Source organism: Ignavibacteriota bacterium, assembly GCA_016212665.1.
Lineage (GTDB): Bacteria > Bacteroidota > Ignavibacteria > UBA10030 > SZUA-254 > FW602-bin19.
The window spans coordinates 17,729-40,704 of record JACREZ010000022.1; the positions used below are offsets into that span (position 1 = coordinate 17,729).

Genomic DNA, 22,976 nt, shown 5'->3' on the forward strand with positions numbered 1-22,976 from the left:
AATAAATCACCCAATCGCCTCAAACCCCGTGTACTTGTGTAGCGCTTTCGGTACAACAACTTTTCCTTCGGGTGTTTGATACTGTTCCAATAACGCGGCGACAACGCGAGGTAACGCAAGTCCCGAACCGTTCAATGTATGAATGATTTCCGGTTTTCCGCCGCTTGCTGGTTTGTATCGAATATTCATACGCCGCGCCTGAAACGATTCAAAGTTGCTGATGGATGAAACTTCAAGCCAACGTTTTTGAGCGGGCGCCCAGACTTCCAAGTCATATTTTTTTGTTTGAGTGAATCCCATGTCACCGGTACACATCAATAAAACGCGGTAAGGAAGTCCGAGCAGTTGAAGCAATCGCTCTGCATCTTCTCTCAACGATTCAAGTTCGTCATACGATTTTTCCGGATGAACAAACTTTACAAGTTCAACTTTATCGAACTGATGAAGACGATTCAATCCTCTAACATCTTTCCCATACGAACCGGCTTCACGCCGGAAACATGGAGTGTACGCACAGAACTTAATCGGCAATTGTTGCTCGGAAAGAATTTCATCGCGGAAAATATTTGTCACCGGAACTTCCGCGGTCGGAACCATAAAAAATTCATCACGGGGAATCGTGTACATCAAATCTTCTTTGTCCGGTAGTTGCCCGGTTCCCGTTGCGCTTGCGGTGTTAATCATCAGGGGCGGTTGGATTTCTTTGTAGCCGCGTGTTGCGGCTTCATCAAGAAAGAAATTAATCAACGCACGTTGTAGTTTCGCTCCTTTATCTTTATAGATTGGAAAGCCCGCTCCGGTTATTTTCACGCCGCGCTCGAAATCAATAATGTCGAGTTTCTGAACCAAGTCCCAATGCGGCTTCATCACGAAATCGTTCTCTGCAATTTGTCCCCAACGCGAAACTTCTTTGTTGTCCTCAGGAGTTTTTCCAACAGGAACATCGGGGTGCGGAATGTTCGGAACTGTGAGTAACAATTTGTTCAGGTCTGTTTCAATCAGTGCAAGTTCATCATCAAATTGTTTGATTTGATTTTTCACGCTGTCCATCTCTGCCATGACTGCGCTTGCATCTTTTCCTTCTCGTTTCAACTTTCCGACTTCCGCCGAAACTGTGTTGCGCCGCCCCTTCAATACTTCTACTTGTTGAATAATTTCCCTTCGTTTCGCATCAAGGTTCAGGATTTCATCAACGCGGTCAACATCGCCTTTCTTGGCAATTCCTTCTTTTACTGCTTGTGGATTTTCTCTAATGAATTTTACGTCTAACATTTGATTTCAATTTGCAAAATGAACGATTGTATTTTCTAACTTAGGAGTTCAAAATACAAAACAATTTTGATTTTGTGAATTCACTTTCCGGGATTACTCACTCTCATCTTCTTCATTGAAGTGTTGAATCTGACTTTTCAATACAAGCAACCCTTGCTCGATGCTTGTCGTCTTCAATCCCAATGTTGTTTCTGCTTTGAGTGTGATAAATCCCGAACGCAACGGTCGGGCGGCGGGTTGCTTCAACGCGGCAGTCTTCGTCGGTTGAATCAATTTCTTGTCAAAGTCGAATGCCTTGGCGACTTTCAAAGCGAACTCTGCTTTGCTCATCCATTTCGGTCCGCCGATGTGAAATATTCCTGTAGAATTCATTTCGAGGATTTTTAGTATTCCAAATGCAACATCATCAACCAATGTCGGGTTGCTGAATTGGTCATCGGCAACTTTGTACGGTTGTCCGGCGACGAGGGCTTCTAAAATTCTCAACGCAACATTTGCCCGAGAACGAACTCCGGCTCCATACAAGAACAATGTTCGCACAATGGCAAACGGTACGCCGCTCGAACGGACAATATTTTCTGCCGCAAGTTTTGTCTTGCCATAATAGTTGATTGGATTCGGTCGTTCGTATTCATCGTACGGTCCCGTCTTACCGTCAAACACGTAATCGGTAGAAAGTTGAATGAATTTCGCGCCGACAAGTTTCGAAGCATAGACTAAATTTTCCACACCCGCCGCATTCGATTGCCATGCCTGCGCACGCTCGGTTTCGCACGCATCAACATTCGTCATTGCCGCAGAGTTAATTATCACTTCCGGTTCGAACTCATCTATCACCGTTCTCACCTCCCGCTTGCTGACAATATCCATTACACGATACTTCAACGAATGTTCATCGAACACCGATTGTTCCTGACGCGAAGTTAAGAGGAGTTCATAGTTGCCGCATCGGAACAGCAACTCGACAAGTTTTTGTCCGAGCAAACCATTCGTGCCGGTGATGAGAACGCGCATGATTTATCTCAGCGAGGTTTCTAACGCCGTTGCCGCGTCGGTTTTCTCGTCTCGATATTTGATAATGACAGGAGTGGAAATGGAAAGTTTGTGTTCGGTTGCAAACGGTTGTTCAATTGCACGGCTTCCCATGATAACAACTGCGCCTTCAGGAATCGTCAATGGCTCAGTGGCTGTCTTTTTCAAAATTGTTTGATGAACCAAATCATACACAGCGGACGAACCGGTGAGTATTACTCCCGAGGCAAGTACGGCTCGACGTTTGACGAGCGCACCTTCATACACGCCGCAGTTACCGCCGACAAATACATCGTCTTCAATAATAACAGGCATCGAACCGATTGGCTCCAGCACACCGCCGATTTGCGCCGCCGCGCTGACGTGAACCCGCTTCCCGATTTGTGCACACGAACCGATAAGCGCGTGTGAATCAATCATCGTGTTCTCATCAATGTACGCGCCGATGTTTACGTATGACGGTGGCATCATCACAACACCGTGCGCAACGAACGCTCCGTCACGAACAACCGAGCCGCCCGGGACAATTCGTACTCCGTCGCTCAACTCAAAGTGGCGCAACGCCATTGTGTCTTTATCGAAATACTTGTAACAGGAATCGTTGCAAAATTCTTTCAATGTTCCGAGACGAAACGCAAGAAGGATTCCCTTCTTCACCCACGTATTCACCCGCCACGTTCCCGTATGTTTATCGGCAGAACGAACCGCTCCGCCGTTGAGCGCTACTTTCAGTTGATGAACAGCGCGGAGAGCATCATCTTTGTCAAGTTTTTCCGGTGACTGTTCGTAGAGATGTTCGATGATTTGCTGGAGGATCATTTCAAATCAAATCTAAGTCTTGTAAAATTTTCTTCAACGCCGGGCGATGTTTCTTACTCATCGGCACTAACGGAAGCCGGTACCGTTCTTCAATCATTCCCATCATCGCAAGCGCGGCTTTAACGGGAATCGGATTCGATTCAACAAAATTGAAATTCATCAACGCTAATAATTTGTATTGAAGTTTCTGTGCTTGCTCGAACTTCCCTGCTAAGCATAATCGAACTAAATCGGAAAACATTTTCGGGACTTCGTTCGAGACGACAGAGACAACGCCATCCGCGCCAAGAGCAATCATCGGGAGTGTGATAGCATCATCGCCGGACCATACAGCAAAATTTTTCGGGCGATTCCTGAGAATTTCCATGATTTGACCGAAATTTCCCGATGCTTCTTTCACGCCAACCGCCTGCTGAATTTCCTCGGCTATGCGTAGCGTGGTCGCCGCTTCGATGTTGCTCGATGTTCTTCCGGGAACGTTATAGACGATGAATGGAGCGTCAATCGCATCGGCAATTGCCGCGTAATGTTGGAAGAATCCTTCCTGCGTTGGCTTGTTGTAATACGGCGCGACGATGAGAACGCCATCCGCGCCTGCGGCAAGAACGCGCTTTGAAAGTGTGATTGTTTTCTTGGTTGAGTTGCTTCCCGCTCCTGCAAATATCTTCACGCGTCCGTTTGCCTGCACAACAACAGTCTCAACGACACGAACGATTTCATCGTCGGTAAGCGTTACGCTCTCCCCGGTCGTTCCCGCGGGAAGCAACGCTTCGATGTTGTTTTGAATCTGAAACTCGACAAGTTGTTTGAGCGCGCCTTCATCAATCGTATCATTCTTTGTGAATGGAGTAACAAGAGCGGTTCCTGTTCCGCGAAATGGAATTGTTCTTTTCATAGCATTGAAGTAATAACATCTTTCATTGTATAAACACCTTTTTTTCCTTTGAGCCACTGAGCGGCAATGAGCGCTCCGTGAGCAAACCCCGTTCTGTTTTTTGCCGAGTGAACCAGCTCGATGGAGTCGGCTTCAGAATCAAACATGACGCGATGATTACCTACCACGCCGCCAAGCCGAATCGAACTCACCTGCAATTGCTCCGGTTTGATTTTTCCTTTCGGCGATTCCTGCAAAATAGATTTCTTGCTTTTGAATTTCTGCATGACAGTGTGGGCAAGCGCCATTGCCGTCGCACTCGGCGCGTCGAGTTTCTGCGTGTGATGCGTTTCCGAAATCGCAACATCATAAAAATGAAATTTGTCGCACAACTCGGAAATGACACTGACGCCGTGATAGAAAATATTCATCCCAAGCGAAAAGTTTGCGGCGTACAGTAATCCGGTTTTCGTTTTCATCACCAACTTTTTTACGTCGTCCAATTTATCGTACCAACCGGTAGAGCCGACGACAATATTCTTTCCGCACGAAAGCGTTGCTTCGATATTCTGCACAACAACATGCGGCGTTGAGAAATCAATACACACATCAACATTCTTCAGCGATTGCTTCGTCAAGCCGGATGCGCCGCTGTTGTTCTCTTCATCAAAAATCTGCACAATCTTCATCTTGTGTTCCGGCGCGAGCCGTTCAATTTCTCTCCCCGTTTTTCCGTAGCCGATCAATGCAATGTTCATACAACGTCATCCTTGAAATTCAGTGTCATTGCGATCCCGCTTTAGCGGGAGAAGCAATCTCACAATAGTATATAGAACTGAGTGTGGGATTGCTTCGGTAGCTAAAGCAACCTCGCAATGACTCTTTTGTCGAGAGGTAAAAGCACTCATATACTATCCTCCCTAAATTCTTTCAGCATATCAATTTCGAGCGAACCGGGATGCTGTGCTTTCTTTGCCGCAACTCTGTTGGCAAAGTCAAGAGATTCCTGAATATTTTTTGAAGTCAAATACCTCGCACAGTACGCTGCAGAAAAAACATCACCACAGCCAGTAGAATCTTTTGCCAACTCAGGAGCGATGCCTGCACTGTCAACCTGCTTCACATGTTTTCGGTCATCAATAAAAGATGAGAATCCTCGTTCGCCCCGCGTAATGGTGAGCACTTTTGTATTCAATGCGAGAATTTGTTTGGCAAGTGTCGTCTCATCAAAATTCTCTGAAGTTAATCCCACCGCTTCCTGTTCATTCATCTGCACTCCGTGAAGCATGAAGAGCCAACGCCGCCATGCTTCAAGCGGACGGCGTACACGCGTAAAATCTTCTCTGATGCCGAGCGATAAACTATGAACATCCATGTAGAGCGGAATGTGGTCGTCGCGCAGTTCCATCCGGATTTCATCCAACGTTTCGAGTGTGACATCAAACCCGGAAACCATGTTGAGCAGGACCATGTCCACGGCAAGTTTTGATTTGATTTTCTTCCACGGAATCGGCTCGGAGATATGCTTTGAACATTCCGTTCGCTCATCACCTCCGTTGTAATAGAGATGCACCTGATTCGTTGGTCCGTTGAACTTGAAAATTCCGGATGTGTCAACATTCGGATATTGTTTCAGCCGCTCGACGAATTCCTCGTACTCTTTATCACCGATGCCGAACACGGGAAGCACGGTGTCGTTTTCGCTCAGCAAATTCGCAAGCGTGGCAACGGAGAAAAATATTCCGCCGTAACTTTGCGTTTCTGTTTCGTCTGCATGATGAATGACATCCATGCACAAATGTCCGATGACAGTAATCTTCATGCGCTCAACCTCGCTGTGTATGGATAATTTTCTGCTTCACACGTCCGCCAGATTGCCTGACAGGAAAATCTATTCTCGTACAATGCATGACCGATGATGGCCGAATCCACCCCCAACTTTTCCATTTCCTGCAATTTGAGTAAATCTTCGAGATGAGAAACACCGCCCGATGCCGTCACTCTCATGCCGATAGTTTCGGCTAACATTCTGATGCCGGCAAAATTCGGAACGCGTCGTCCGTTGTCGTTTATCATATCTTTGTAAATCACTCTTCGAAAACCTAATTGTTTTGCATTTAGCGCAACGCTGACAGCGGTCAATCCGGAGTCAGTTTGCCCGCCATGAATTGTTACCTTTCCCTGCGACGCATTGATGCCGATAGAAATTTTACTCGCGGTGTAATGTTCGATTGCCCGCGCCGCGTCTTCCGGTTTTTCGAGCAACATCGTTCCGATGGTTACGCGATACACGCCGCTGTTGAATGCTTCGTGAATATCATTTATTGTTCTCATGCCGCCGCCGAGTTCGATGGGAATATCCACCGCTCTCGTCAGTTCACGAATCAATCGCAAATTCACCGGATAACCTTCACGCGCACCGTCAACATCGGTGATGTGCAGTGATTTGGCGTTTTCTTTCCGCCATAGTTTGACCATCTCAACCGGGTCGTCACTGCATACAACGCCGCGGTCATTCTTCGGTGTGAGAACACATTTACCGTCTTTTATTTCAATTGCGGGAATTAGGAGAAGCATGTGAGTTGCTGAATTGCTGATGCAAAATGCAAAATAGTTGTGTGAAATTCAAACACAAAACTTGTCAGAGTGTGAGGTTTTCCCACGTGAAATGCTTTTCGTTTTCTGATTTTACCTCCCAAACACTTCCGCCCGTATGAGAGACACGGATAACTTTCCCCATCCGTTTTGCATTGGTGTTGAACACATCAAGCCGAAGCAATCGTTGCGCAAACAACGCCGCCTCAGACTGCTCCACCTCAAGAAACACGAGGCAGTACCGGGAATGACAGAGGATTCGTTTGTAAAAATGTCTGTCAGAAGAGAAGAATGTTGGTTGACGAAGTCGCATCAGAAAGTCCACAATTTCATTATCCTTCATTCCCTTCCTCCCAACCTCATAACCTATTTGACGAAAACGTATTCTTCGTTGTTTGAGAAAGAGTCGTTGGCTCTCAAGAATATTTTCGTCAAGGAGAATCACGCCGCTGTTTGCTTTATGATAAACTCATCAGAGTGTTTCATAAAAGCTTCGCCGGAAAGTTTGATTGCTTCTGCAATGGCTTCGTTTGTAATGCTGTGGTGACATTCCTCAACTATCGTTTCCCATGCTTTCCCTTTTGAAAGCATATCGAGAACCTGCCAAACCATGATGCGGGTTCCGCGGAATGTCGGTTGACCATCGCATATACCGGGATCGGTTACAATGTAACGACCTAAAAGATTTGCTGTATGACTTCGTTTCATGTTGATGTAAAAATGCAAAATAGTTGTGTGAAATTCAAAAAAATAAATTCCATGAATTCAATTTTCATTCACCGGAAATTTCTCTATCTTTGTCCACTCATTTTCAATACTCAATCTCTCATGAAACGCATCTACCTTCTCCTAACTCTCTGCTCTCTGCTCTTCGCTCAGAGCTCACATCTCCAATCTCAAATCGCAAAACCCGAAACACAAAACACAAACCCAAAACTGTTTGTTCTCATCGTCGTTGACCAACTCCCCTACGAACATCTCGAACGATTCTCCCCCTACTTCTCCGATAAAGGATTTAACTATTTGATGAAGAACGGAGCGAACTTCATCAACACGAATTACAAGTACGCATACACGAAAACAGCGTGCGGTCATGCGGCAATTGCAACCGGAACGAATCCTGACCTAAACGGCATCGTCGGGAACGCGTGGTACGACAGAACAAAAAAGAAAACTGTGAACTGTGTCGGTGATGAGAATGAAAAACTTGTAGGAAAAGAAGGCGCCGGAAAATCGCCGCGTACATTGACAACGTACACGCTCGGCGACATGCTGAAACTCTCTACCAACTTCCGCTCGAAAGTGATTGGCGTTTCCAACAAAGACCGCGCGGCAATTCTGACAGCCGGAAAATTCGGAACTGCGTATTGGAGCGATGGGTCGGGTTTTGTGAGTTCAACCTATTACACCAAGGAATTACCTTCGTGGGTAACGAAGTTTAACGCGTCGGGATTCATGCAGAAATTTTTCGGAAAGAAGTGGGAGTTGCTAAAACCGGAACTCGCACAAGCGCTTTGTGATGAAGACTCGAACAAATACGAATCAAGTTATGCGGGAATGGGAACAACGTTTCCACACATCGTGAGCGGAGAGGACAGAACAAAACTCACCGACTCGTATTACACCGCGCTCGAAACGTCTCCGTTTCTTACCGAAGCGCTGTTTGAGTTTGCGCGTACGACTGTTCTTGCAGAATCGCTCGGCACACGCTGCGTCACCGACATGCTGAGCGTGGGCATTTCGGGAACGGATATTATCGGACATAACTACGGACCGCACAGCCCGGAAGTGTTTGATAATCTTCTCCGCACCGATGCGTATCTTGCAGAGTTTCTTTCGTTTCTGGATACGCAGTTCGGCTTGTACAATTGTCTGATTGCACTTTCTGCCGACCATGGCATCGCCCCGATTCCCGAATATATATTGAAGAAAGATTCCCGCGCCGATGCCGGAAGAATCGGCACCGACAGCGTGAAGAAAGCGTGTATGAATATTCTCAACAACAAATTCAATGCGGCAGAATCGCTGTGGATTGAAAAAGTGGTGGAGAATAATATTTACATCAACAAGGAATTCATTAGTAAATACCGTCACACTGACGAAAACTCCATCCTGCAAATATTGAAAGATTCACTGCCGGGAAGATTGCCGGTGTTCGCCTCCTACACGCTCGATGATTTGGAGAAGAATTCTCTGCCCAACAAACTTCGCGAGCAGGTTCAACTTTCTTGTTATCCTCCCCGATGCGGCGACTTGATGTTTGTCTTCAAACCATATTGGATTCTCGACGGCGCGAAAGACGGAACGAACCACGGAATGCCGTGGGAATACGACACGCACGTTCCGCTCATCTTCTTTGGAAATAACATCACTCCCGGTACGTTTGCCGACGATGCCTCTCCGATAGATTTAGCGCCGACCGTTGCCGCGTTGTTGGGGATTGAGTTTCCGGCATCGAGCGCGGGAAAAGTTCGCTCAGAAATAGTTATACAAAAATGACTTGATTATCTGAAAGGATTTTGTTACACTTAATAGAAAATGTAGGAGAACTTATGACTGTTTATGAATCAACAATTTCGAACATCCAACGTTTGCCTGAACCGATGATTCAGGAAGTCAATGACTTTGTTGAATTTTTGATTTCAAAGAGAATGCCGGTTGAAAATATCGAGTCGGATTTTCCTGACTATCTTCGGAATCTCGAAGAATACGAAAACATCTTAGCCCGCGGGGAAGTTGCGTGGTAGCCATTCATCGCGGAGATGTTGTGTTATGCGACCTCAACCCAGTGGTTGGAACCGAGCAGTCTGGCATTCGCCCTGTTATTGTTTTGCAAATTGATAAAGCAAATCTCATCAGCCCTCACACTATCATTGTCCCGTTGACAACAAAGATTCGAAAAGCACTATTACCATCTCATGTTGTTTTGAATGCGGGCACCGGTGGCATTGCAGAAAACTCCGTCGTATTGTGTGAACAAATACGAGTCATTGATAAACGAAGAATTATCAAGACAGTTGGACAACTTGATAGAATTTCCATGCAAGCCATTGCTCATGCGGTGAATATTATTCTTGGGCTTTGAAAGTAAGGGTTGTTGACCTTGCAACAACAGTTGTTTCATTGTTGGGGATTGAGTTTCCGACTTCAAGGGGTGGGAAGGTGTTGAAGAATATCTTTCTTAAATAACCTTGCGAAGGTTTTATTGTACAAAAACAAGCGACCTGAATTCCTGATTTAGAAAGTTCGGCAAGATGAAACCTTCACAGGGTTGCCGCTTGGTTACCAAGTCTCAAGCCCCTTCCTCCGATTCCGAATATAATCCACAAAAATAAACTCACCGAAGTTCTGGAGTGTGGAGTAATACGCACGTCCATGATTTGCTTTGGTAAGTTCTCTCACTGTAAAACAAAAGAACGGCCTTCAACCAGGTTTTTTCTTCTGTTTCTTTGCTCGTTTGAAAATCTCTTCTATTGTTTGACCATCATAGAGTCGTTTAGAAATTTCAACATAGTCCGTTGGCTCCCGGTGTAGCAGAACGAGAAACCGTAAAGCCGCGGATGGCCCGAGATTTTTATTCAGTATTTCAATACCCTTAAATTTTATTTCTGTGTCGTTCATTGTTTTGGTTGTCATAAGGTTGTTCCTTTGCTAACATAATCTAACGGATTCAAAACCGGAAAATCAAGTTGTAATCTTATTGAGCGAGTAATCAATTCGATGTCGCACGTAAGAAAAACTTTACACTTTGCATATTCCGCACATGCGACATGGATTGCATCTTTTGATGATAGATTTCCTTTTTGCTGATAACTCTTTGCTACAAGAAAAATCGTTTCGTTCAAAACGACATTAATATTACAAAGAGATGACAACTGTTCAACCAGAAGTTTTCTTTCAGGAAACGGACAAAGACTATTCTCGTCTTCATGCATAAATGACCAAATTAATTTTACCTGTTTTTTCTCTGCCCTTCTAAAGATTTCTTCACAGGCTAACGACTCAAGTTGAATCTTGATTTGTCTCTGGTCATCAAACATCCGTTGAAAGCAATTGTAATCAAGGTAAAGTACGTTCATGTAGAATGAATGTATAAAATTATTCGCTTATTTGCACAAGACTATGAAATCCCAAACCTCTTCCTCCGGTTCCGTATATAATCCACAAATATAAACTCACCGAGATTTTGGAGTGTGGAGTAATACGCACGTCCATGATTTGCTTTCGTGAGTTCTTCCACGAAATCAATCAGGTACGGATCGCGGGCGACCATGAATGTGCTGATGGTGATTTTTTCGCGGCGGCATGTTACCGCTTCATCAAGTGTTTTGTTCACGATGCGCGGGTCAAGTCCGATGGAGTTTTTGAAGAGACGACCGTTCTCATCGAGGATGGCTGAGGGTTTTCCGTCTGTTATCATGAAGATTTGTTTGTTGGCTTTGCCGCATCGTCTCAGCAACTGCCGCGCAAGTTGCAAGCCGGCACGCGTGTTTGTGTGGTACGGTCCGACATTGAGAAACGGCAACTCGGCAATGCTCATCAACTTTGCATCATCACCAAACACAACAAGCGCGAGATAATCTTTCGGATATTTCTGCATGATGAGTTCGGTCAGCGCCATCGCCACCTGCTTTGCCGGCGTGATGCGGTCTTCACCGTAGAGAATCATTGAGTGGGAAATATCGAGCATCAGCACGGTTGCGCACGTGGTTGTGTTTTCGGTTTCATAGACTTCCAAATCTTCCTCTTTCATTTGAAAGTTATCAATTCCATCCCGTTTAAACATGTTTGTCAGCGTTGAGGTGAGGTCTATGTTCGTGGGTTGGTCGCCGAACGACCATTTTTTTGTCTCGCTCAGGCGGTTCACTCCGTCGCCCGTTTGCGGCGATTCATGACTTCCGCTCATCCCTTTCTTCAGCGAACTGAAGATTTCATCGAGGGCATCTTTGCGCAGGCGTTGGATGCCGCGCGTGGTGAGTTGAAGCGAGCCGTCAATCTCTTCGATGAGTCCAAGTTCTTTCAACTTCTCAATCAAATCTTCGAGCGACATGTTCTCATCGAAGATGCCATACTCACGCGCAATCTGCCGGAGCCAATCAAGCGCTTCTTCGACATCGCCGCTGGTTTTCGTGACCATGTAACTGAAAAGCGAGAGCAGGTTTTGGAGACGTTGCTCGTCGGTCATTGAGTCGGGTGTCCATTGACTGTATAAGAACTTCATATTGATAGAGTGAAAAGTTTAAATGATTTTGTTCTTTTCAAGTGCAGAACAATTTTCAAAATTGTTTTAACCGCAAAGGGCGCGAAGTAGACGCAGAGTTACGCAGAGTATGTAGTAAACGTTTCACTTTTAATTTATAACTTATAACTTTTAACTCCGAAAGGCTACATCATTCCCGTCGGGTCAACATCAACAGAAATAATAACTGATTTACTTTTCCCCTGCGATGTGTTCCGGTATTCGTGGAGCGTGCTTGCAACTGCGTGGTGAACATCGTGTCCGTTCGGGTCGGTGGATTTGTGCGCTTTCAAAATCAAATGCCAACGGAAATATGATTTCAGTTTCGGCAGCGCGGCAGGCGAAGGACCGAGCACGGCAAACTTGTGACTGTATTTTTTCAGAATTGCACGGAATGCATCGGCAACATTCATCACCAACTCTTCGTGCTTTCCTTTAAATTCAATCAGCATCAACCGGGAGAAGGGCGGGTAGGAAAGTTCTTCGCGCGATTTCAGTTCTTCATCATAGAACGAACGAAAATCATGAAGCAACACATGACGCAAACACTCGTGTTCCGGATGCGAAGTTTGAATGACGACTTCGCCTGCAAGAATGCCGCGACCCGAACGTCCGGCAACTTGCGTGAGTAATTGAAACGTCCGCTCTGCAGAACGGAAATCGGGAAGTAACATTTGTGTGTCGGCGGAAATCACTCCGACGAGCGTAACGCGGGAAAAATCCAAACCTTTGGCGACCATCTGTGTTCCGAGCAAAATATCCGCTTCACCCTCGCCGAATTTTCTCAGCATCTCTTCGTGCGAACCTCTGCGCGTGGTCGTGTCCAGATCCATGCGGATGAGTTTTGCTTTTGTAAACAGCGCTTTCAATTCCTGCTCGACCCGCTGAGTGCCAAAGCCGCGGTACGAAATCTCCGTGCTGTCGCATTGCGGACAAACATCGGGCGGTTGCTCTACCGAACCGCAGTAATGACAGCGCAAATGTTTTTTCGTGATGTGATACGTGAGCGAGATGTTGCAGTTCTTGCAAATCAGAACAAACCCGCACTCGGGACATTCGATGTACGGCGCGAAGCCGCGGCGATTTTGCAAAAGAATGACTCCCTCTTTTTTCATCAAGCGGTTCTCAATCTTTTCTTTCAGAATATCAGAAATCGAATTGCTCTCGAATTTTTTGTTCTCTTCTTTTGCTTTGATTGCATCGGCTTGATACGCGGCTTTGCGTTGCTCACGGAACTCCGAAAGTTTTCTTTTCCGTTCGATGAGCATGTCAACAAGTTCAATCGGCGGAAGTTTCGCATCGTCAACGCGTTCGGGAAGTTCGAGCAGGGTGTATCTTCCGTTCAACGCGTTGTTGTACGATTCAAACGAAGGCGTTGCTGAACCAAGCACAACCACCGCGTTGCTGTGCAGAGCACGCATGATGGCGACATCCCGTCCGTGGTAACGCGGCGTTTTATCATATTGTTTGAATGAGGGTTCGTGCTCTTCATCCACAACTATCAACCCGATATTTTTTAACGGAGCGAATAACGCCGAGCGTGGTCCGATAACGATGGAATATTTTCCTTCACGCGTCAGCCGCCACGCATCGTACCGTTCACCGTGCGACATTCTGCTGTGCATCGTTGCCACTTTATCTCCGAAATGAAACCGGAATCGTTGAACGATTTGCGGCGTCAATGCAATTTCCGGTACAAGGACAATCGCTGTTTTGCCGCGACTCAGGACATCACGAATCGCTTCGATATAGACCTGAGTTTTACCGCTTCCTGTTACGCCGTGCAAGAGAAACGTGTGAAACGCATTCTTTTCAACTTCCGTCCGGATTGCATCGAGCGCGTGTTGTTGGCGCGGATTCAAAACAACATTCTGCGCGCCGAGTGCAGCTTCATACGATTCAAACTCCAACTTGCGTTCGACTTCGCGCTTAGCGAGCGTGAGGAGATTTTTCTTTTTCAGCGTAGTAATTGTTGAAGATGAAACCCGTGTGAGTTTTAGAAATTGACTGACCGAAGGTTGCTCATCCGCTTTCCAATCAAGCAAGGTACGAACGACGGCAACCTGTTTTGCTAATCTCTTTTCTGATTTGTTTGATTCGATTTCGCCGAGCCATGCCTGCCATTGTTGTTTTTCTTCATCATTGATTTGGATGAACTGTTCCAACTTCGGTTTCATTTTCACCGTGTGTGTTTCTTCTTCGATGATGATAAAACCTTTCCGTGCAAGTTCGTTCAGTTGCGGCGAGATGCTTTTCAACTCCAACTTTTTTTCAAGTTGTTGAATCGTTTGCGGAGATTCTTTTGCCAACTCCCGGATGATTGCCGCTTGTTTCGGTGCGGCAAATAATTCTGAGTAAACAAGTTGAAGATTCACCTGCGCTAGTTTGATACTTCGTTTGCCGACTTTCAACGCGCCCGGAACGAGAACCGTTTTCAATACCTCACCCAAAGGAGCGAAGTAATACTCAGCCATCCATCGTGTCAGCATCAACATTTCATCCGAAAGTATGGGCTCCGTATCAAGCACATCAGTTACCGTTTTCAAATTCGGTACAGGCGGTTGTGAAATCGTCTCGACTACAATGCCGGTGAGTTTCCGTCGCCCGAACGGAACGGTGACGCGCATTCCGCGTCGCACCGACGGTTGCAGTTCGGGTGGCACGTAATACGCGAACAGTTTATCCACCGCAACGGGGATTGCCACGTTTACATACGCAGGATATGTTCCGGCTATTTCAATTGACATGATGAAAATGTAGCGTAAAAAGGAGGGAGAAGCAAAAACTGTAGGACGAAATTTATTTCATCCCAGCGCTAACAGTCGAGATAAATCTCGACCTACAATTTAATATCCTCTTGAGCAATTCTCACCAACTCATTCACAGTTTTCCAGTTTCGTGTCGTCGCAGTGAGCTTTAATTTGTTTTCAAAGAAGTTATTGTTCGTTTTGGCGTTCCCGAAACCGTTGGGACAGTGCAGGTAAACTTCTTTTCCATTGATGATATATCGCTCCGGTGGAAATTGGTATGCTTGAATTTTCTGTAATGAATCTTTAGCGGGTGTCTCTGCGAGGAAGGTAACGTACATTCGTTCCGTATCAATGTTCTTTTCTTTCAGGAACGGATTATTCTTGATTACTGACTGCATTTCTTTCAGCGTCCTAATGATGACAGGAACTTCAAAACCAAAGTGTTTGAAAATCTTCTCTTCAATTTTTTTCGAGAGGATGTTCGAGTCAGAACCATCGCTTGAAAACACAACATTCCCGCTCTGAATATATGTCGTAACGTTTTTGAACTTCAACTCTTCGTAAAGTGCTTTCAGTTCGTTCATCGGAACTTTCTTTTGTCCGCCGACATTTATTCCGCGAAGCATTGAAATAATCACCATCATAACACCATATTATTCAAATGATTGACTAGACTTTCTACAAAAATTTTACTCTCTTGTACTCAAATATATTTACGACCTAATCACCCTATACAATTTACTCTTTCGATTTCATCAACATCAGCCGAAGCGTAATCCCTACTGCAACGACAAGCATAATAATTTTTGCCGTGGTATCTTGAGGTAAAGATTCCATAATCATATCACCCTCTTGCAAACTGTATAAGCAATCTATAATCATTGTCATCTGCTTCTTTCAATGCCTGTAAATATTTCTTTCGTGCTTCGCCTTGTTTGTCAAGACTCCTGCTGCCCCATGAAAAATGCTGTTGACCAAGTCCATGGCTCACTAAAATGTCCGCTATCAAACGTGAGTGTCTGCCGTTGCCGTTTGCAAATGGATGAATTCTCACTATCCGGTGACTAAAGCGTACCGCTATCTCGTCCCCGTGAAACACTGTGTTGGTAATCCAGAACCGACAATCTTCAAGCAATTTTTTTAGTTCTACTCCAATGAGAAACTTATCTACACCGATATTTTTATTTGACGTTCTGAATTGACCCGCCCACATCCAAACATCGTCAAACATTCTTCGATGTAATTCTTTCACAAACTCCTCGGTTAAAATTTTTTTAACAGAGAATTTTTTCCTCAAAGACCACTCTATTGCTTTCTCTACATTGAGCTGTTCGAATTCATCAAGTTCGGCGCGTGTTGAAATAGTTTTGATGAGCAATTCTTCTTTCTCATCTTCATCTATTGGCGTTTGACCTTCAATGTCAAAAAGATCTAATCCCATAAATACTTAGGCATTTCCTCCTTAATTTCTTCCGCTCGTTGTTGAATGGCTTTCTCAAGCCGTTCTTTCCTGTTTTCCTGCGCTTCAAGACTCATGGACTGAGATGTTCTTAAAACAATCTCGCGTGCAATTTGATACGCTCGTTTTTCTATGATTACTTCGATTGATTTTTCCCGGGGAATAAAACCATAGACAAATTGAAGATTCAGCGCTTCAGCAACTTCCATAAGTTTCTTTATAGTAATGTTTTTGTTCGCTTCCCGCTCTTCAATCTCTTTTACGCTTTGTGTTGTCTTCCTAAGTTTTTTCGCGAGCTGCGTGAGCGACATATTCAAAGCGGTTCGTATTGAATAAATCCAGCCCTTTGTTGGAATCTCAAATTCGCTTAACGCCGTGATTTTTTCAAACTTTCTGTCAAGTTGTCCAATAAGTATTTTTCTGTTTTGATTTTTCATAAGGATAAATCCATAATCTTGCAGACACAAAATAAGGATATAGCCTTAAAAACACAAGTAGTAATTAAGGATATATCCTTAGAACCGTTGGTGTAGAAAATCCTTGCTGATAGTAAGCGTGGTTATTCCTTCGATTTCATCAACATCAACCGAAGCGTAATCCCTACCGCAACGACAAGCATAATGATTTTTGCAGTGATGTCTTCTATAAGAAAAACGACGGACGCACCGATTGTGAGCCAAAGAAACAAAACAGAATACATCCTTATTTTGAAAGGGATCCCTTTTCCTTCCCGATAATTGGTAAGAATTGTTCCGAGCCATTTGTGATGAATTAACCACAAATAAAATCGTTCCGAACCTTTTGCGTACAGGTACGCGGCGAGCAACAAAAACGGAACAGTCGGAAGCAAGGGCACGACTATACCAATCACTCCAAAAAGAACCGAGAGCGAACCCGCTGTAAGGAAAAAAATTTTCTTCACGCGTTGCGCTGTTACAACTTCCCGAGTGCAGAGTTCATAAATCGAATGAACGGGTACAAATCTTTATACACGTTCATCACCCTCTCCAAAAACTTCGGCGTGAAACACTCCTTCTCATCCCATTCGATTCCCGTGTAAAACTGTTTGTGCTTCAGCCACTCAATCATCGGGTGGTCAATCGGAAAACCAAGCGGAGCGCGTTGAAGTTTTTCTCCCTCAATTTTTCCGAAGACCTTTTTGAACTTCGCACTTTCAACTACCGCAAGAAATTCTTTCGGGCGATGAGCAATCACCGCTCGAATTTTCTTAAGTTGGTCTGCATCGGGCATGTAAATTCCTCCACCGACATAAATATGTCCCGGCTCCACGTGAACATAATATCCCGCGCTACCTTCCCAGTGCCCTTTAAGATGAAACACTGCGGCGACGTGTGTTTTGTAGGGTGTCTTGTCTTTGCTGAACCGTGTGTCGCGGTAAATCCTGAAAATGTTTTTCTTAGGATTTACTTCCATCTCCGGCGCTAACTTTGACATCGGAGTTTTCAACTCGGCGATGAAACATTGCATCGGTAATTTCACGAGGTTCTCAAACTCCGATTTGTGTTGCGCAAACCATTCACGTGTGTTGTTTTTCTTCAATTGCTTGAGAAATGTTAATCCCTCTTTTGGAAATCCTTCAAAGGGTGGGTAGATGTCTGCATCGAGTAATAGTTCTTTTTTCATGTAAATACTTTGTTTAGATGTTTGAGAATAAATTGATAACGACCGTTCCACATGTTAATAAATTGCTCTGCGTACAAAACCGTTGTTTTTCTTCAACAACTTTTTTGCATCTGTAAGGGAAACCTTTTTCTTGAGCATCACGATTGCCGTTTTCACATGTCCATCCGCTTTTTCTAAAGTCAAGGCGGCGGTGTCATAATCAACACCGGTTGCAATCATCAACACTCGCTTGGCGCGCTCTTCTAACTTCTTGCTGTTGAGTTTCAAATCAACCATCATGTTTTCATACACTTTGCCAATCCGAATCATCGAGGCGGTCGTAAGCATGTTTAATACAAGTTTCTGCGCAGTTCCCGCTTTCATCCGCGTCGAACCCATAATAACTTCCGGTCCGACCTCCGGACAAATAGCAACATCAAGACTTGAACGAAGTTGGGTGTATTCTTTATTCTTCAGAAGCTTACGCGGGTTTGTGGTAATGTAAATTGTTTTTGCACCGAGTCGCTTTGCTTCCTGAATCGCCGCAACAACATATGGTGTTCTCATACTCGCCGCGATTCCGCAGACAACATCAATCTTTGTCACGTTCATTTTTCTGATGTCGCGTATTCCATTCTCCGATTTGTCTTCCGCTCCTTCCTTCGCACGAAACACTGATTCATTTCCGCCGGCAATAAGCCCCTGCACCATGGTTGGTTCTGTTCCATACGTCGGCGGACATTCTGACGCATCTAAAATTCCAAGGCGTCCGCTCGTACCCGCACCAACGTAGATTAATCGTCCGCCCAGTTTGAATGAGCGCACAATCAACTTCACGGCTTTCGCGATAAATGGGAGTTCTGCTTCGACAGCTTTCGGAACGCGTGTATCTTCTTTATTTATAAGGAGTAACACAGATTCAATATCCAGTGTATCTATGTTCATACTTTTGGGGTTTCGCTGCTCAGTCATCAAACCCGAGAGTTGTGTGAACAATTTTGTGCTATGCTTCTTGATTGATTTCATGGACGAACTATAACAAGTTTTTTATCTGTAAAGTCATATGATTCTATTCCGTTCACAACGAGCGGTATTACTTCGATTGACTTTGGTTTTTGTTTGATTTCTGTCTCCCGAATTTCATCTGAAATATCTCCCCCTTTGAAAATAACAATTGAATTTCTTTTCAGTGTTGTAGTGTTTTTTTGTCCTTCGTTAATTGTTTCTTGTTGATTCCCTTGCAAGAATTTTTTTGACCATCGAACAATCTCGTTCACGCGGGCAACAGCACGCGAGACAATATAATCATACTGATTTTTATGTTCTTTCGTTTCGCTTAATGTTTCTGCTCTCGAACAAATCGCAGTCACATTTGTCAATCCAAGTTGAGTGACCATGTCATTTACCGCGTTGATTTTTTTTTGAATTGAATCAACAAGCGTGAAATGATTTTCGGGTAAACAAATTGCAAGAGGAATTCCCGGGAATCCGCCTCCAGTACCAACATCAACTATGTTCGTGGCGTATTCAAAATTCATTTTCGAAAGCAACAGAAGCGAGCCGAAAATATGTTTCTCCCAAAGGTTCTCTTCGTCTTTCCGGGAAATTAAATTCACCTTCTTATTCCATTCCAGAAGATGACCGGCAAACAAGTTCATTACTTCAAACCGTTCATCTGTTACTTGAATGTTGTTTTTTTCGAATATTCTGGTGAGAGTTGTTTTTTTATCTTTTGTCAAATAATATCAAGTTATTGTAAATTAAGAAAATACGGTGGCATTATCTTCCAAGAAAAACCATCAGAACTGAAATATCAGATGAAGTTACACCACTAATTCTTGAAGCCTGACCGACTGAAGATGGTTTTATTTTTTTCAGTTTTTCCTTCCCTTCATTCGACAATGCTTTTATTTTTCCATAATCAAAATCGTCGGGGATTCTCATTCTTTCGACTTTATCGAATTTTTCTATTTCTGTTTGCTGCCTTGAAATATATCCTTCATACTTTGTTTCAATTTCAATCTGTTCTATGATTTCTTTTTTCAGTTTATCAGAGGATACTTTATACAACTCAGAAAGAAACAGGTGGCTTAATTCATTTGAAATATGAAGCAATTCAGCAAGTTGAATTTCGGGTCTTTTCAAAATTCCGAGCATTTTCTCGCTCTGACTTATTTCGCTTGTTCCTTTTTTCTGAAATAGGTCATTTATTTTTGCCGGCAATATAGATATCTTTTCAAGAAAGTCTGTTCCCATGGTAATCAACCGCTCTTTTGCATTTAACCTTGACATACTTTCATTACTTATCAATCCAAGCTTATACCCATACCGCATTAGTCTTCTATCTGCATTATCTTGGCGGAGAACAAGGCGATATTCTGCTCGCGAAGTAAACATTCTGTATGGTTCCTCCGTGCTTTTGTTGATCAAGTCATCAATCAGGACGCCAATGTATGCCTCCGACCTTTTCAAAACAAACGGGTCTCTATTTTGAACTTTGAGTGCTGCATTAATTCCGGCTATCAAGCCCTGAGCGGCGGCTTCTTCATAACCGGAAGTACCACAGATTTGTCCAGCCAAAAACAATCCATCAACCAGCTTGGCTTCTAAGGTGTGACTTAATTGGTGTGGGGGAAAATAATCATATTCTACTGCATAACCTGGTCTTAGCATTTTTACTTTCTCTAAACCTGGGATTGTTTTTAATCCCTCTAACTGAATTTCCTCGGGAAGACTTGTTGAATATCCGTTTACATATACAATATTTGAATTATATCCTTCGGGTTCTAAAAATATTTGATGACGTTCTCGTTCGGAAAATCTAACTATTTTGTCTTCAATAGATGGACAATACCGTGGTCCGACCCCCGTAATTCTCCCAGTAAACATCGGGGACTCGTCAAAACCCTTCCGCATTACGTCGTGCGTATTTTGATTTGTATATGTTAAATACATTGGAATGAGTTTATTAACAATCCTCTCATTGCAGAATGAAAACGGTGATGGAACTTCATCGCTATGCTGTTCTTCTGTTTCCTGAAAGCTAATGGACTTAATGTCCACGCGCGGGGGTGTGCCGGTTTTCAATCTTCCGTTTTCAAAACCTAATTTTAGAAGCGATTCTGTAACGTAGTCAGATGCATTTTCCCCATACCTACCGCCAGCATTACTATTCCTCCCGGTATGCATTAATCCGCGCAGAAATGTTCCAGCACATAAAATTACTGACTTTGCGCTTATTGATTCTCCCATACGAGTAATCAAGCCACTGATTTTGTGCTTACTTTTCCAAGATTCATTTTCTTTAACTAAAAATTCCTTCAAGGAGTCTTCTATCACATATAGATTTTTCTGAGACAATATTACTCGAATCGCCTCCCTTGAATACCACTCTCTGTCATTTTGGCATCGTGGCGACCAAACGGCAGGTCCCTTCGATTTATTCAACATCTTAAAATGAATTCCAGTGGCATCAGCAATTTTCCCCAATTCACCACCAAGTGCATCTATTTCGCGAACAAGGTGCCCCTTCGCACTACCACCGATTGCGGGATTACAAGACATTCGACCTATCGAATTTACTGACATTGTTAACAATGCCGTCTTGCATCCCATGCGCGCTGATGCCAAAGACGCTTCGATGCCGGCATGGCCACCACCAACTACCACTACGTCGAATTTCAATTTTTCTGTTTCACGTGAAACAATCATTTTCCAATACAAAATTTTGAAAATATATTATTCAGGATATCCTCGGTTGTTACCTCTCCTGTTATTTCACCAAGCAAACCTAACGCTATTCTTAGGTCAACCGCAACAAAATCCCCACTCATGTTTTTCATTATACTATCCAATCCTTTCTTTAGGTATTCATTTGCCGACCGAATAAGATTCCTGTGACGTACATTGGTTATTATCAACTTGTTTTCCTGTAAATGCAATGTGTTCTTTGTTGATAATTTAACGAGGCTTTCTTTCAATTCATTTAATCCAATCCTCGTTTTCGCTGAAACAAAAACAGTATTATCGCTATTCGAGTCGTTAGTATGAGTATTTTTTTTTAATAAATCAATTTTATTATTAATGACTATAATTTTCTTTGTCTGTTCTTCCCGTGCAAGCAAGATACTAATTTTTTCCAATGGAAAATCGGAGTCTTCGTTGGAAATATCGCGTACAAAAAGAATAATATCCGCGTCCTGAATCTCTTTCTCACTTCTTAGAATTCCTTCTTTTTCGACTACATCCTCAGTCTCCCGTAATCCTGCGGTGTCAACTATTCGAAATACGATTCCGTTTAACTTGAACGATTCTTCGATTGTGTCTCTCGTTGTTCCGGAAATATGAGTCACTATCGCTCGCTCTTCTTCTAATAGTGCATTAAGTAAACTTGATTTTCCGACGTTTGGTTCTCCACATATTACAACCTTAACTCCATCTCTGATAATTTTTCCCTGTTCATAAGAATTAATTAGCTCCTCCATTTCTATTATTGTCCGTTTGATGGTCTCAATTGTCACTGCTCTGTCAAGAAATTGGATGTCTTCTTCAGAAAAATCTAATTCGAGTTCTATTAAACTACAAATATCTAATAATTTATCTCTAAGTAGGTGTATTTTATTTGATGTGCCGCCTTTAAGTTGTTTGAGAGATGATTTATGTGAAATCTCTGCCCTTGAGTGAATTAAGTCGGCTACTGCTTCTGCCTGAGTTAAATCCATTTTGCCATTGAGAAATGCACGCTTGGTAAATTCTCCCGGTTCTGCAAATCTCGCTCCTGCCTTAAGTATTGTTTCAAGGATTTTATTTGTCACAAAAAAAGAGCCATGACAACTAATCTCTGCAACATTCTCTCCCGTGTATGAATTGGGCGATATGAAAACGGTTACCAAAACTTCATCAAGAACATCATCATTTTCATCTACGAAGTTACCGAAGTGAACCGTATGTGATTGAGCGTTGCTTAAGTTTATCTTTCCACGAAAAAACTTCTCTGCAATCTTAAACGAGTCGGTTCCGCTAAGCCGAATAACAGAAATTCCACCTTCACCAATTGGTGTTATTATCGCGGCAATAGTATCGTCTTGGTACTTCATGTAGTAAAATTTAGGGTTTGAAATTTAGAAAAGTTGGGAGTGAAAAACAATAAAAAACCCCGTCCCGAAAATTTTCTGTAATAGCACTTTAGAAATGTCAGGGTTTCGCCACTTTAGAAATGTCAGTATTTCCGACATTGGAGAATTTGCACCAATGAAGGAACATTCACATGAACGGAATTCTGATTATGACTCACAACGAACAAGAACGATTGAA

General features: G+C 43.6%; 25 protein-coding genes. 3 read left to right on the forward strand and 22 right to left on the reverse strand.

The window, feature by feature from the left end; all coding sequences use genetic code 11:
• Positions 1-6 precede the first annotated feature (6 nt).
• The 9 genes from serS to HY960_06895 form a co-directional block, all read right to left on the reverse strand.
• Positions 7-1,272: a serine--tRNA ligase gene (serS, locus tag HY960_06855; GenBank protein MBI5215456.1), complete on the reverse strand. Its 1,266-nt coding sequence runs from the start codon at positions 1,270-1,272 to the stop codon at positions 7-9.
• A 93-nt stretch (positions 1,273-1,365) separates the two neighbouring features.
• Complete coding sequence (locus HY960_06860; GenBank protein MBI5215457.1) at positions 1,366-2,286, reverse strand: SDR family oxidoreductase; 921 nt, start codon at positions 2,284-2,286, stop codon at positions 1,366-1,368.
• A 3-nt stretch (positions 2,287-2,289) separates the two neighbouring features.
• On the reverse strand, positions 2,290-3,123 hold the full coding sequence (locus tag HY960_06865) for a 2,3,4,5-tetrahydropyridine-2,6-dicarboxylate N-succinyltransferase (protein MBI5215458.1): 834 nt from the start codon (positions 3,121-3,123) through the stop codon (positions 2,290-2,292).
• Position 3,124: 1 nt separating this feature from the next.
• Positions 3,125-4,018: a 4-hydroxy-tetrahydrodipicolinate synthase gene (locus HY960_06870; GenBank protein ID MBI5215459.1), complete on the reverse strand. Its 894-nt coding sequence runs from the start codon at positions 4,016-4,018 to the stop codon at positions 3,125-3,127.
• Complete coding sequence (dapB, locus tag HY960_06875; protein ID MBI5215460.1) at positions 4,015-4,755, reverse strand: 4-hydroxy-tetrahydrodipicolinate reductase; 741 nt, start codon at positions 4,753-4,755, stop codon at positions 4,015-4,017. Before dapB ends, HY960_06870 begins: the two co-directional genes overlap by 4 nt.
• Before the next feature lie 146 nt (positions 4,756-4,901).
• Positions 4,902-5,819 carry a carbohydrate kinase family protein gene (locus HY960_06880; GenBank protein MBI5215461.1) on the reverse strand — a complete coding sequence of 306 codons (918 nt, stop codon included), beginning with the start codon at positions 5,817-5,819 and terminating at the stop codon, positions 4,902-4,904.
• Positions 5,816-6,574: a 1-(5-phosphoribosyl)-5-[(5-phosphoribosylamino)methylideneamino] imidazole-4-carboxamide isomerase gene (locus HY960_06885; protein MBI5215462.1), complete on the reverse strand. Its 759-nt coding sequence runs from the start codon at positions 6,572-6,574 to the stop codon at positions 5,816-5,818. Before HY960_06885 ends, HY960_06880 begins: the two co-directional genes overlap by 4 nt.
• A gap of 64 nt (positions 6,575-6,638) precedes the next feature.
• The gene (locus HY960_06890; GenBank protein MBI5215463.1) at positions 6,639-6,935 is read right to left on the reverse strand and encodes a hypothetical protein; all 297 of its coding nucleotides are present in this window, start codon (positions 6,933-6,935) and stop codon (positions 6,639-6,641) included.
• A 98-nt stretch (positions 6,936-7,033) separates the two neighbouring features.
• Positions 7,034-7,300, reverse strand: a complete 267-nt coding sequence (locus tag HY960_06895; GenBank protein MBI5215464.1) for a DUF433 domain-containing protein — start codon at positions 7,298-7,300, stop codon at positions 7,034-7,036.
• Between the two features lie 120 nt (positions 7,301-7,420).
• Between HY960_06895 and HY960_06900 the strand changes: the two genes are divergently transcribed.
• Genes HY960_06900 through HY960_06910 form a run of 3 tightly spaced genes read left to right on the forward strand, consistent with a single transcriptional unit; the run spans position 7,421 to position 9,677 of the window.
• Positions 7,421-9,091, forward strand: coding sequence for an alkaline phosphatase family protein (locus tag HY960_06900; GenBank protein ID MBI5215465.1), 1,671 nt, complete (start codon positions 7,421-7,423; stop codon positions 9,089-9,091).
• 53 nt (positions 9,092-9,144) lie between these two features.
• Positions 9,145-9,339, forward strand: a complete 195-nt coding sequence (locus tag HY960_06905) for a DUF2281 domain-containing protein (GenBank protein MBI5215466.1) — start codon at positions 9,145-9,147, stop codon at positions 9,337-9,339.
• On the forward strand, positions 9,333-9,677 hold the full coding sequence (locus HY960_06910) for a type II toxin-antitoxin system PemK/MazF family toxin (GenBank protein MBI5215467.1): 345 nt from the start codon (positions 9,333-9,335) through the stop codon (positions 9,675-9,677). The genes HY960_06905 and HY960_06910 overlap by 7 nt, the downstream gene beginning before the upstream one ends.
• A 338-nt stretch (positions 9,678-10,015) precedes the next feature.
• Here the strand turns inward: HY960_06910 and HY960_06915 are convergent, their stop codons facing one another.
• The 13 genes from HY960_06915 to mnmE all read right to left on the reverse strand — a co-directional run bounded on the left by HY960_06915 (position 10,016) and on the right by mnmE (position 22,759).
• Complete coding sequence (locus HY960_06915) at positions 10,016-10,228, reverse strand: hypothetical protein (GenBank protein MBI5215468.1); 213 nt, start codon at positions 10,226-10,228, stop codon at positions 10,016-10,018.
• Positions 10,225-10,671 (reverse strand): PIN domain-containing protein, encoded by a 447-nt coding sequence (locus HY960_06920; GenBank protein MBI5215469.1) that lies wholly within the window; start codon positions 10,669-10,671, stop codon positions 10,225-10,227. Before HY960_06920 ends, HY960_06915 begins: the two co-directional genes overlap by 4 nt.
• Before the next feature lie 41 nt (positions 10,672-10,712).
• On the reverse strand, positions 10,713-11,813 hold the full coding sequence (locus HY960_06925; protein ID MBI5215470.1) for a VWA domain-containing protein: 1,101 nt from the start codon (positions 11,811-11,813) through the stop codon (positions 10,713-10,715).
• Between the two features lie 164 nt (positions 11,814-11,977).
• Entirely contained in the window at positions 11,978-14,578 is a 2,601-nt protein-coding gene (priA, locus tag HY960_06930; protein MBI5215471.1) for a primosomal protein N', read from the reverse strand.
• 92 nt (positions 14,579-14,670) lie between these two features.
• Complete coding sequence (locus HY960_06935; GenBank protein MBI5215472.1) at positions 14,671-15,207, reverse strand: DUF1697 domain-containing protein; 537 nt, start codon at positions 15,205-15,207, stop codon at positions 14,671-14,673.
• 218 nt (positions 15,208-15,425) lie between these two features.
• Positions 15,426-16,022, reverse strand: a complete 597-nt coding sequence (locus HY960_06940; GenBank protein ID MBI5215473.1) for a mobile mystery protein B — start codon at positions 16,020-16,022, stop codon at positions 15,426-15,428.
• Complete coding sequence (locus tag HY960_06945; protein MBI5215474.1) at positions 16,013-16,477, reverse strand: mobile mystery protein A; 465 nt, start codon at positions 16,475-16,477, stop codon at positions 16,013-16,015. The genes HY960_06940 and HY960_06945 overlap by 10 nt, the downstream gene beginning before the upstream one ends.
• A 122-nt stretch (positions 16,478-16,599) precedes the next feature.
• Positions 16,600-16,962: a YbaN family protein gene (locus HY960_06950; protein ID MBI5215475.1), complete on the reverse strand. Its 363-nt coding sequence runs from the start codon at positions 16,960-16,962 to the stop codon at positions 16,600-16,602.
• Between the two features lie 11 nt (positions 16,963-16,973).
• Positions 16,974-17,684 (reverse strand): DUF2461 domain-containing protein, encoded by a 711-nt coding sequence (locus HY960_06955; protein ID MBI5215476.1) that lies wholly within the window; start codon positions 17,682-17,684, stop codon positions 16,974-16,976.
• A gap of 54 nt (positions 17,685-17,738) precedes the next feature.
• The gene (gene murQ, locus HY960_06960) at positions 17,739-18,689 is read right to left on the reverse strand and encodes an N-acetylmuramic acid 6-phosphate etherase (GenBank protein ID MBI5215477.1); all 951 of its coding nucleotides are present in this window, start codon (positions 18,687-18,689) and stop codon (positions 17,739-17,741) included.
• Positions 18,686-19,402 carry a 16S rRNA (guanine(527)-N(7))-methyltransferase RsmG gene (rsmG, locus tag HY960_06965; protein ID MBI5215478.1) on the reverse strand — a complete coding sequence of 239 codons (717 nt, stop codon included), beginning with the start codon at positions 19,400-19,402 and terminating at the stop codon, positions 18,686-18,688. The genes murQ and rsmG overlap by 4 nt, the downstream gene beginning before the upstream one ends.
• A 40-nt stretch (positions 19,403-19,442) precedes the next feature.
• Complete coding sequence (mnmG, locus tag HY960_06970; GenBank protein MBI5215479.1) at positions 19,443-21,374, reverse strand: tRNA uridine-5-carboxymethylaminomethyl(34) synthesis enzyme MnmG; 1,932 nt, start codon at positions 21,372-21,374, stop codon at positions 19,443-19,445.
• On the reverse strand, positions 21,371-22,759 hold the full coding sequence (mnmE, locus tag HY960_06975; protein MBI5215480.1) for a tRNA uridine-5-carboxymethylaminomethyl(34) synthesis GTPase MnmE: 1,389 nt from the start codon (positions 22,757-22,759) through the stop codon (positions 21,371-21,373). The genes mnmG and mnmE overlap by 4 nt, the downstream gene beginning before the upstream one ends.
• Positions 22,760-22,976: the final 217 nt, after the last annotated feature.

Coding starts and splice junctions, on each gene's coding strand:
- serS (MBI5215456.1), bottom strand. CDS start 1,272: ATGTTAGACGTAAAATTCATTAGAGAAAATCCACAAGCAGTAAAAGAA.
- HY960_06860 (MBI5215457.1), bottom strand. CDS start 2,286: ATGCGCGTTCTCATCACCGGCACGAATGGTTTGCTCGGACAAAAACTT.
- HY960_06865 (MBI5215458.1), bottom strand. CDS start 3,123: ATGATCCTCCAGCAAATCATCGAACATCTCTACGAACAGTCACCGGAA.
- HY960_06870 (MBI5215459.1), bottom strand. CDS start 4,018: ATGAAAAGAACAATTCCATTTCGCGGAACAGGAACCGCTCTTGTTACT.
- dapB (MBI5215460.1), bottom strand. CDS start 4,755: ATGAACATTGCATTGATCGGCTACGGAAAAACGGGGAGAGAAATTGAA.
- HY960_06880 (MBI5215461.1), bottom strand. CDS start 5,819: ATGAAGATTACTGTCATCGGACATTTGTGCATGGATGTCATTCATCAT.
- HY960_06885 (MBI5215462.1), bottom strand. CDS start 6,574: ATGCTTCTCCTAATTCCCGCAATTGAAATAAAAGACGGTAAATGTGTT.
- HY960_06890 (MBI5215463.1), bottom strand. CDS start 6,935: ATGAAGGATAATGAAATTGTGGACTTTCTGATGCGACTTCGTCAACCA.
- HY960_06895 (MBI5215464.1), bottom strand. CDS start 7,300: ATGAAACGAAGTCATACAGCAAATCTTTTAGGTCGTTACATTGTAACC.
- HY960_06900 (MBI5215465.1), top strand. CDS start 7,421: ATGAAACGCATCTACCTTCTCCTAACTCTCTGCTCTCTGCTCTTCGCT.
- HY960_06905 (MBI5215466.1), top strand. CDS start 9,145: ATGACTGTTTATGAATCAACAATTTCGAACATCCAACGTTTGCCTGAA.
- HY960_06915 (MBI5215468.1), bottom strand. CDS start 10,228: ATGACAACCAAAACAATGAACGACACAGAAATAAAATTTAAGGGTATT.
- HY960_06920 (MBI5215469.1), bottom strand. CDS start 10,671: ATGAACGTACTTTACCTTGATTACAATTGCTTTCAACGGATGTTTGAT.
- HY960_06925 (MBI5215470.1), bottom strand. CDS start 11,813: ATGAAGTTCTTATACAGTCAATGGACACCCGACTCAATGACCGACGAG.
- priA (MBI5215471.1), bottom strand. CDS start 14,578: ATGTCAATTGAAATAGCCGGAACATATCCTGCGTATGTAAACGTGGCA.
- HY960_06935 (MBI5215472.1), bottom strand. CDS start 15,207: ATGCTTCGCGGAATAAATGTCGGCGGACAAAAGAAAGTTCCGATGAAC.
- HY960_06940 (MBI5215473.1), bottom strand. CDS start 16,022: ATGGGATTAGATCTTTTTGACATTGAAGGTCAAACGCCAATAGATGAA.
- HY960_06945 (MBI5215474.1), bottom strand. CDS start 16,477: ATGAAAAATCAAAACAGAAAAATACTTATTGGACAACTTGACAGAAAG.
- HY960_06955 (MBI5215476.1), bottom strand. CDS start 17,684: ATGAAAAAAGAACTATTACTCGATGCAGACATCTACCCACCCTTTGAA.
- murQ (MBI5215477.1), bottom strand. CDS start 18,689: ATGAAATCAATCAAGAAGCATAGCACAAAATTGTTCACACAACTCTCG.
- mnmG (MBI5215479.1), bottom strand. CDS start 21,374: ATGATTGTTTCACGTGAAACAGAAAAATTGAAATTCGACGTAGTGGTA.
- mnmE (MBI5215480.1), bottom strand. CDS start 22,759: ATGAAGTACCAAGACGATACTATTGCCGCGATAATAACACCAATTGGT.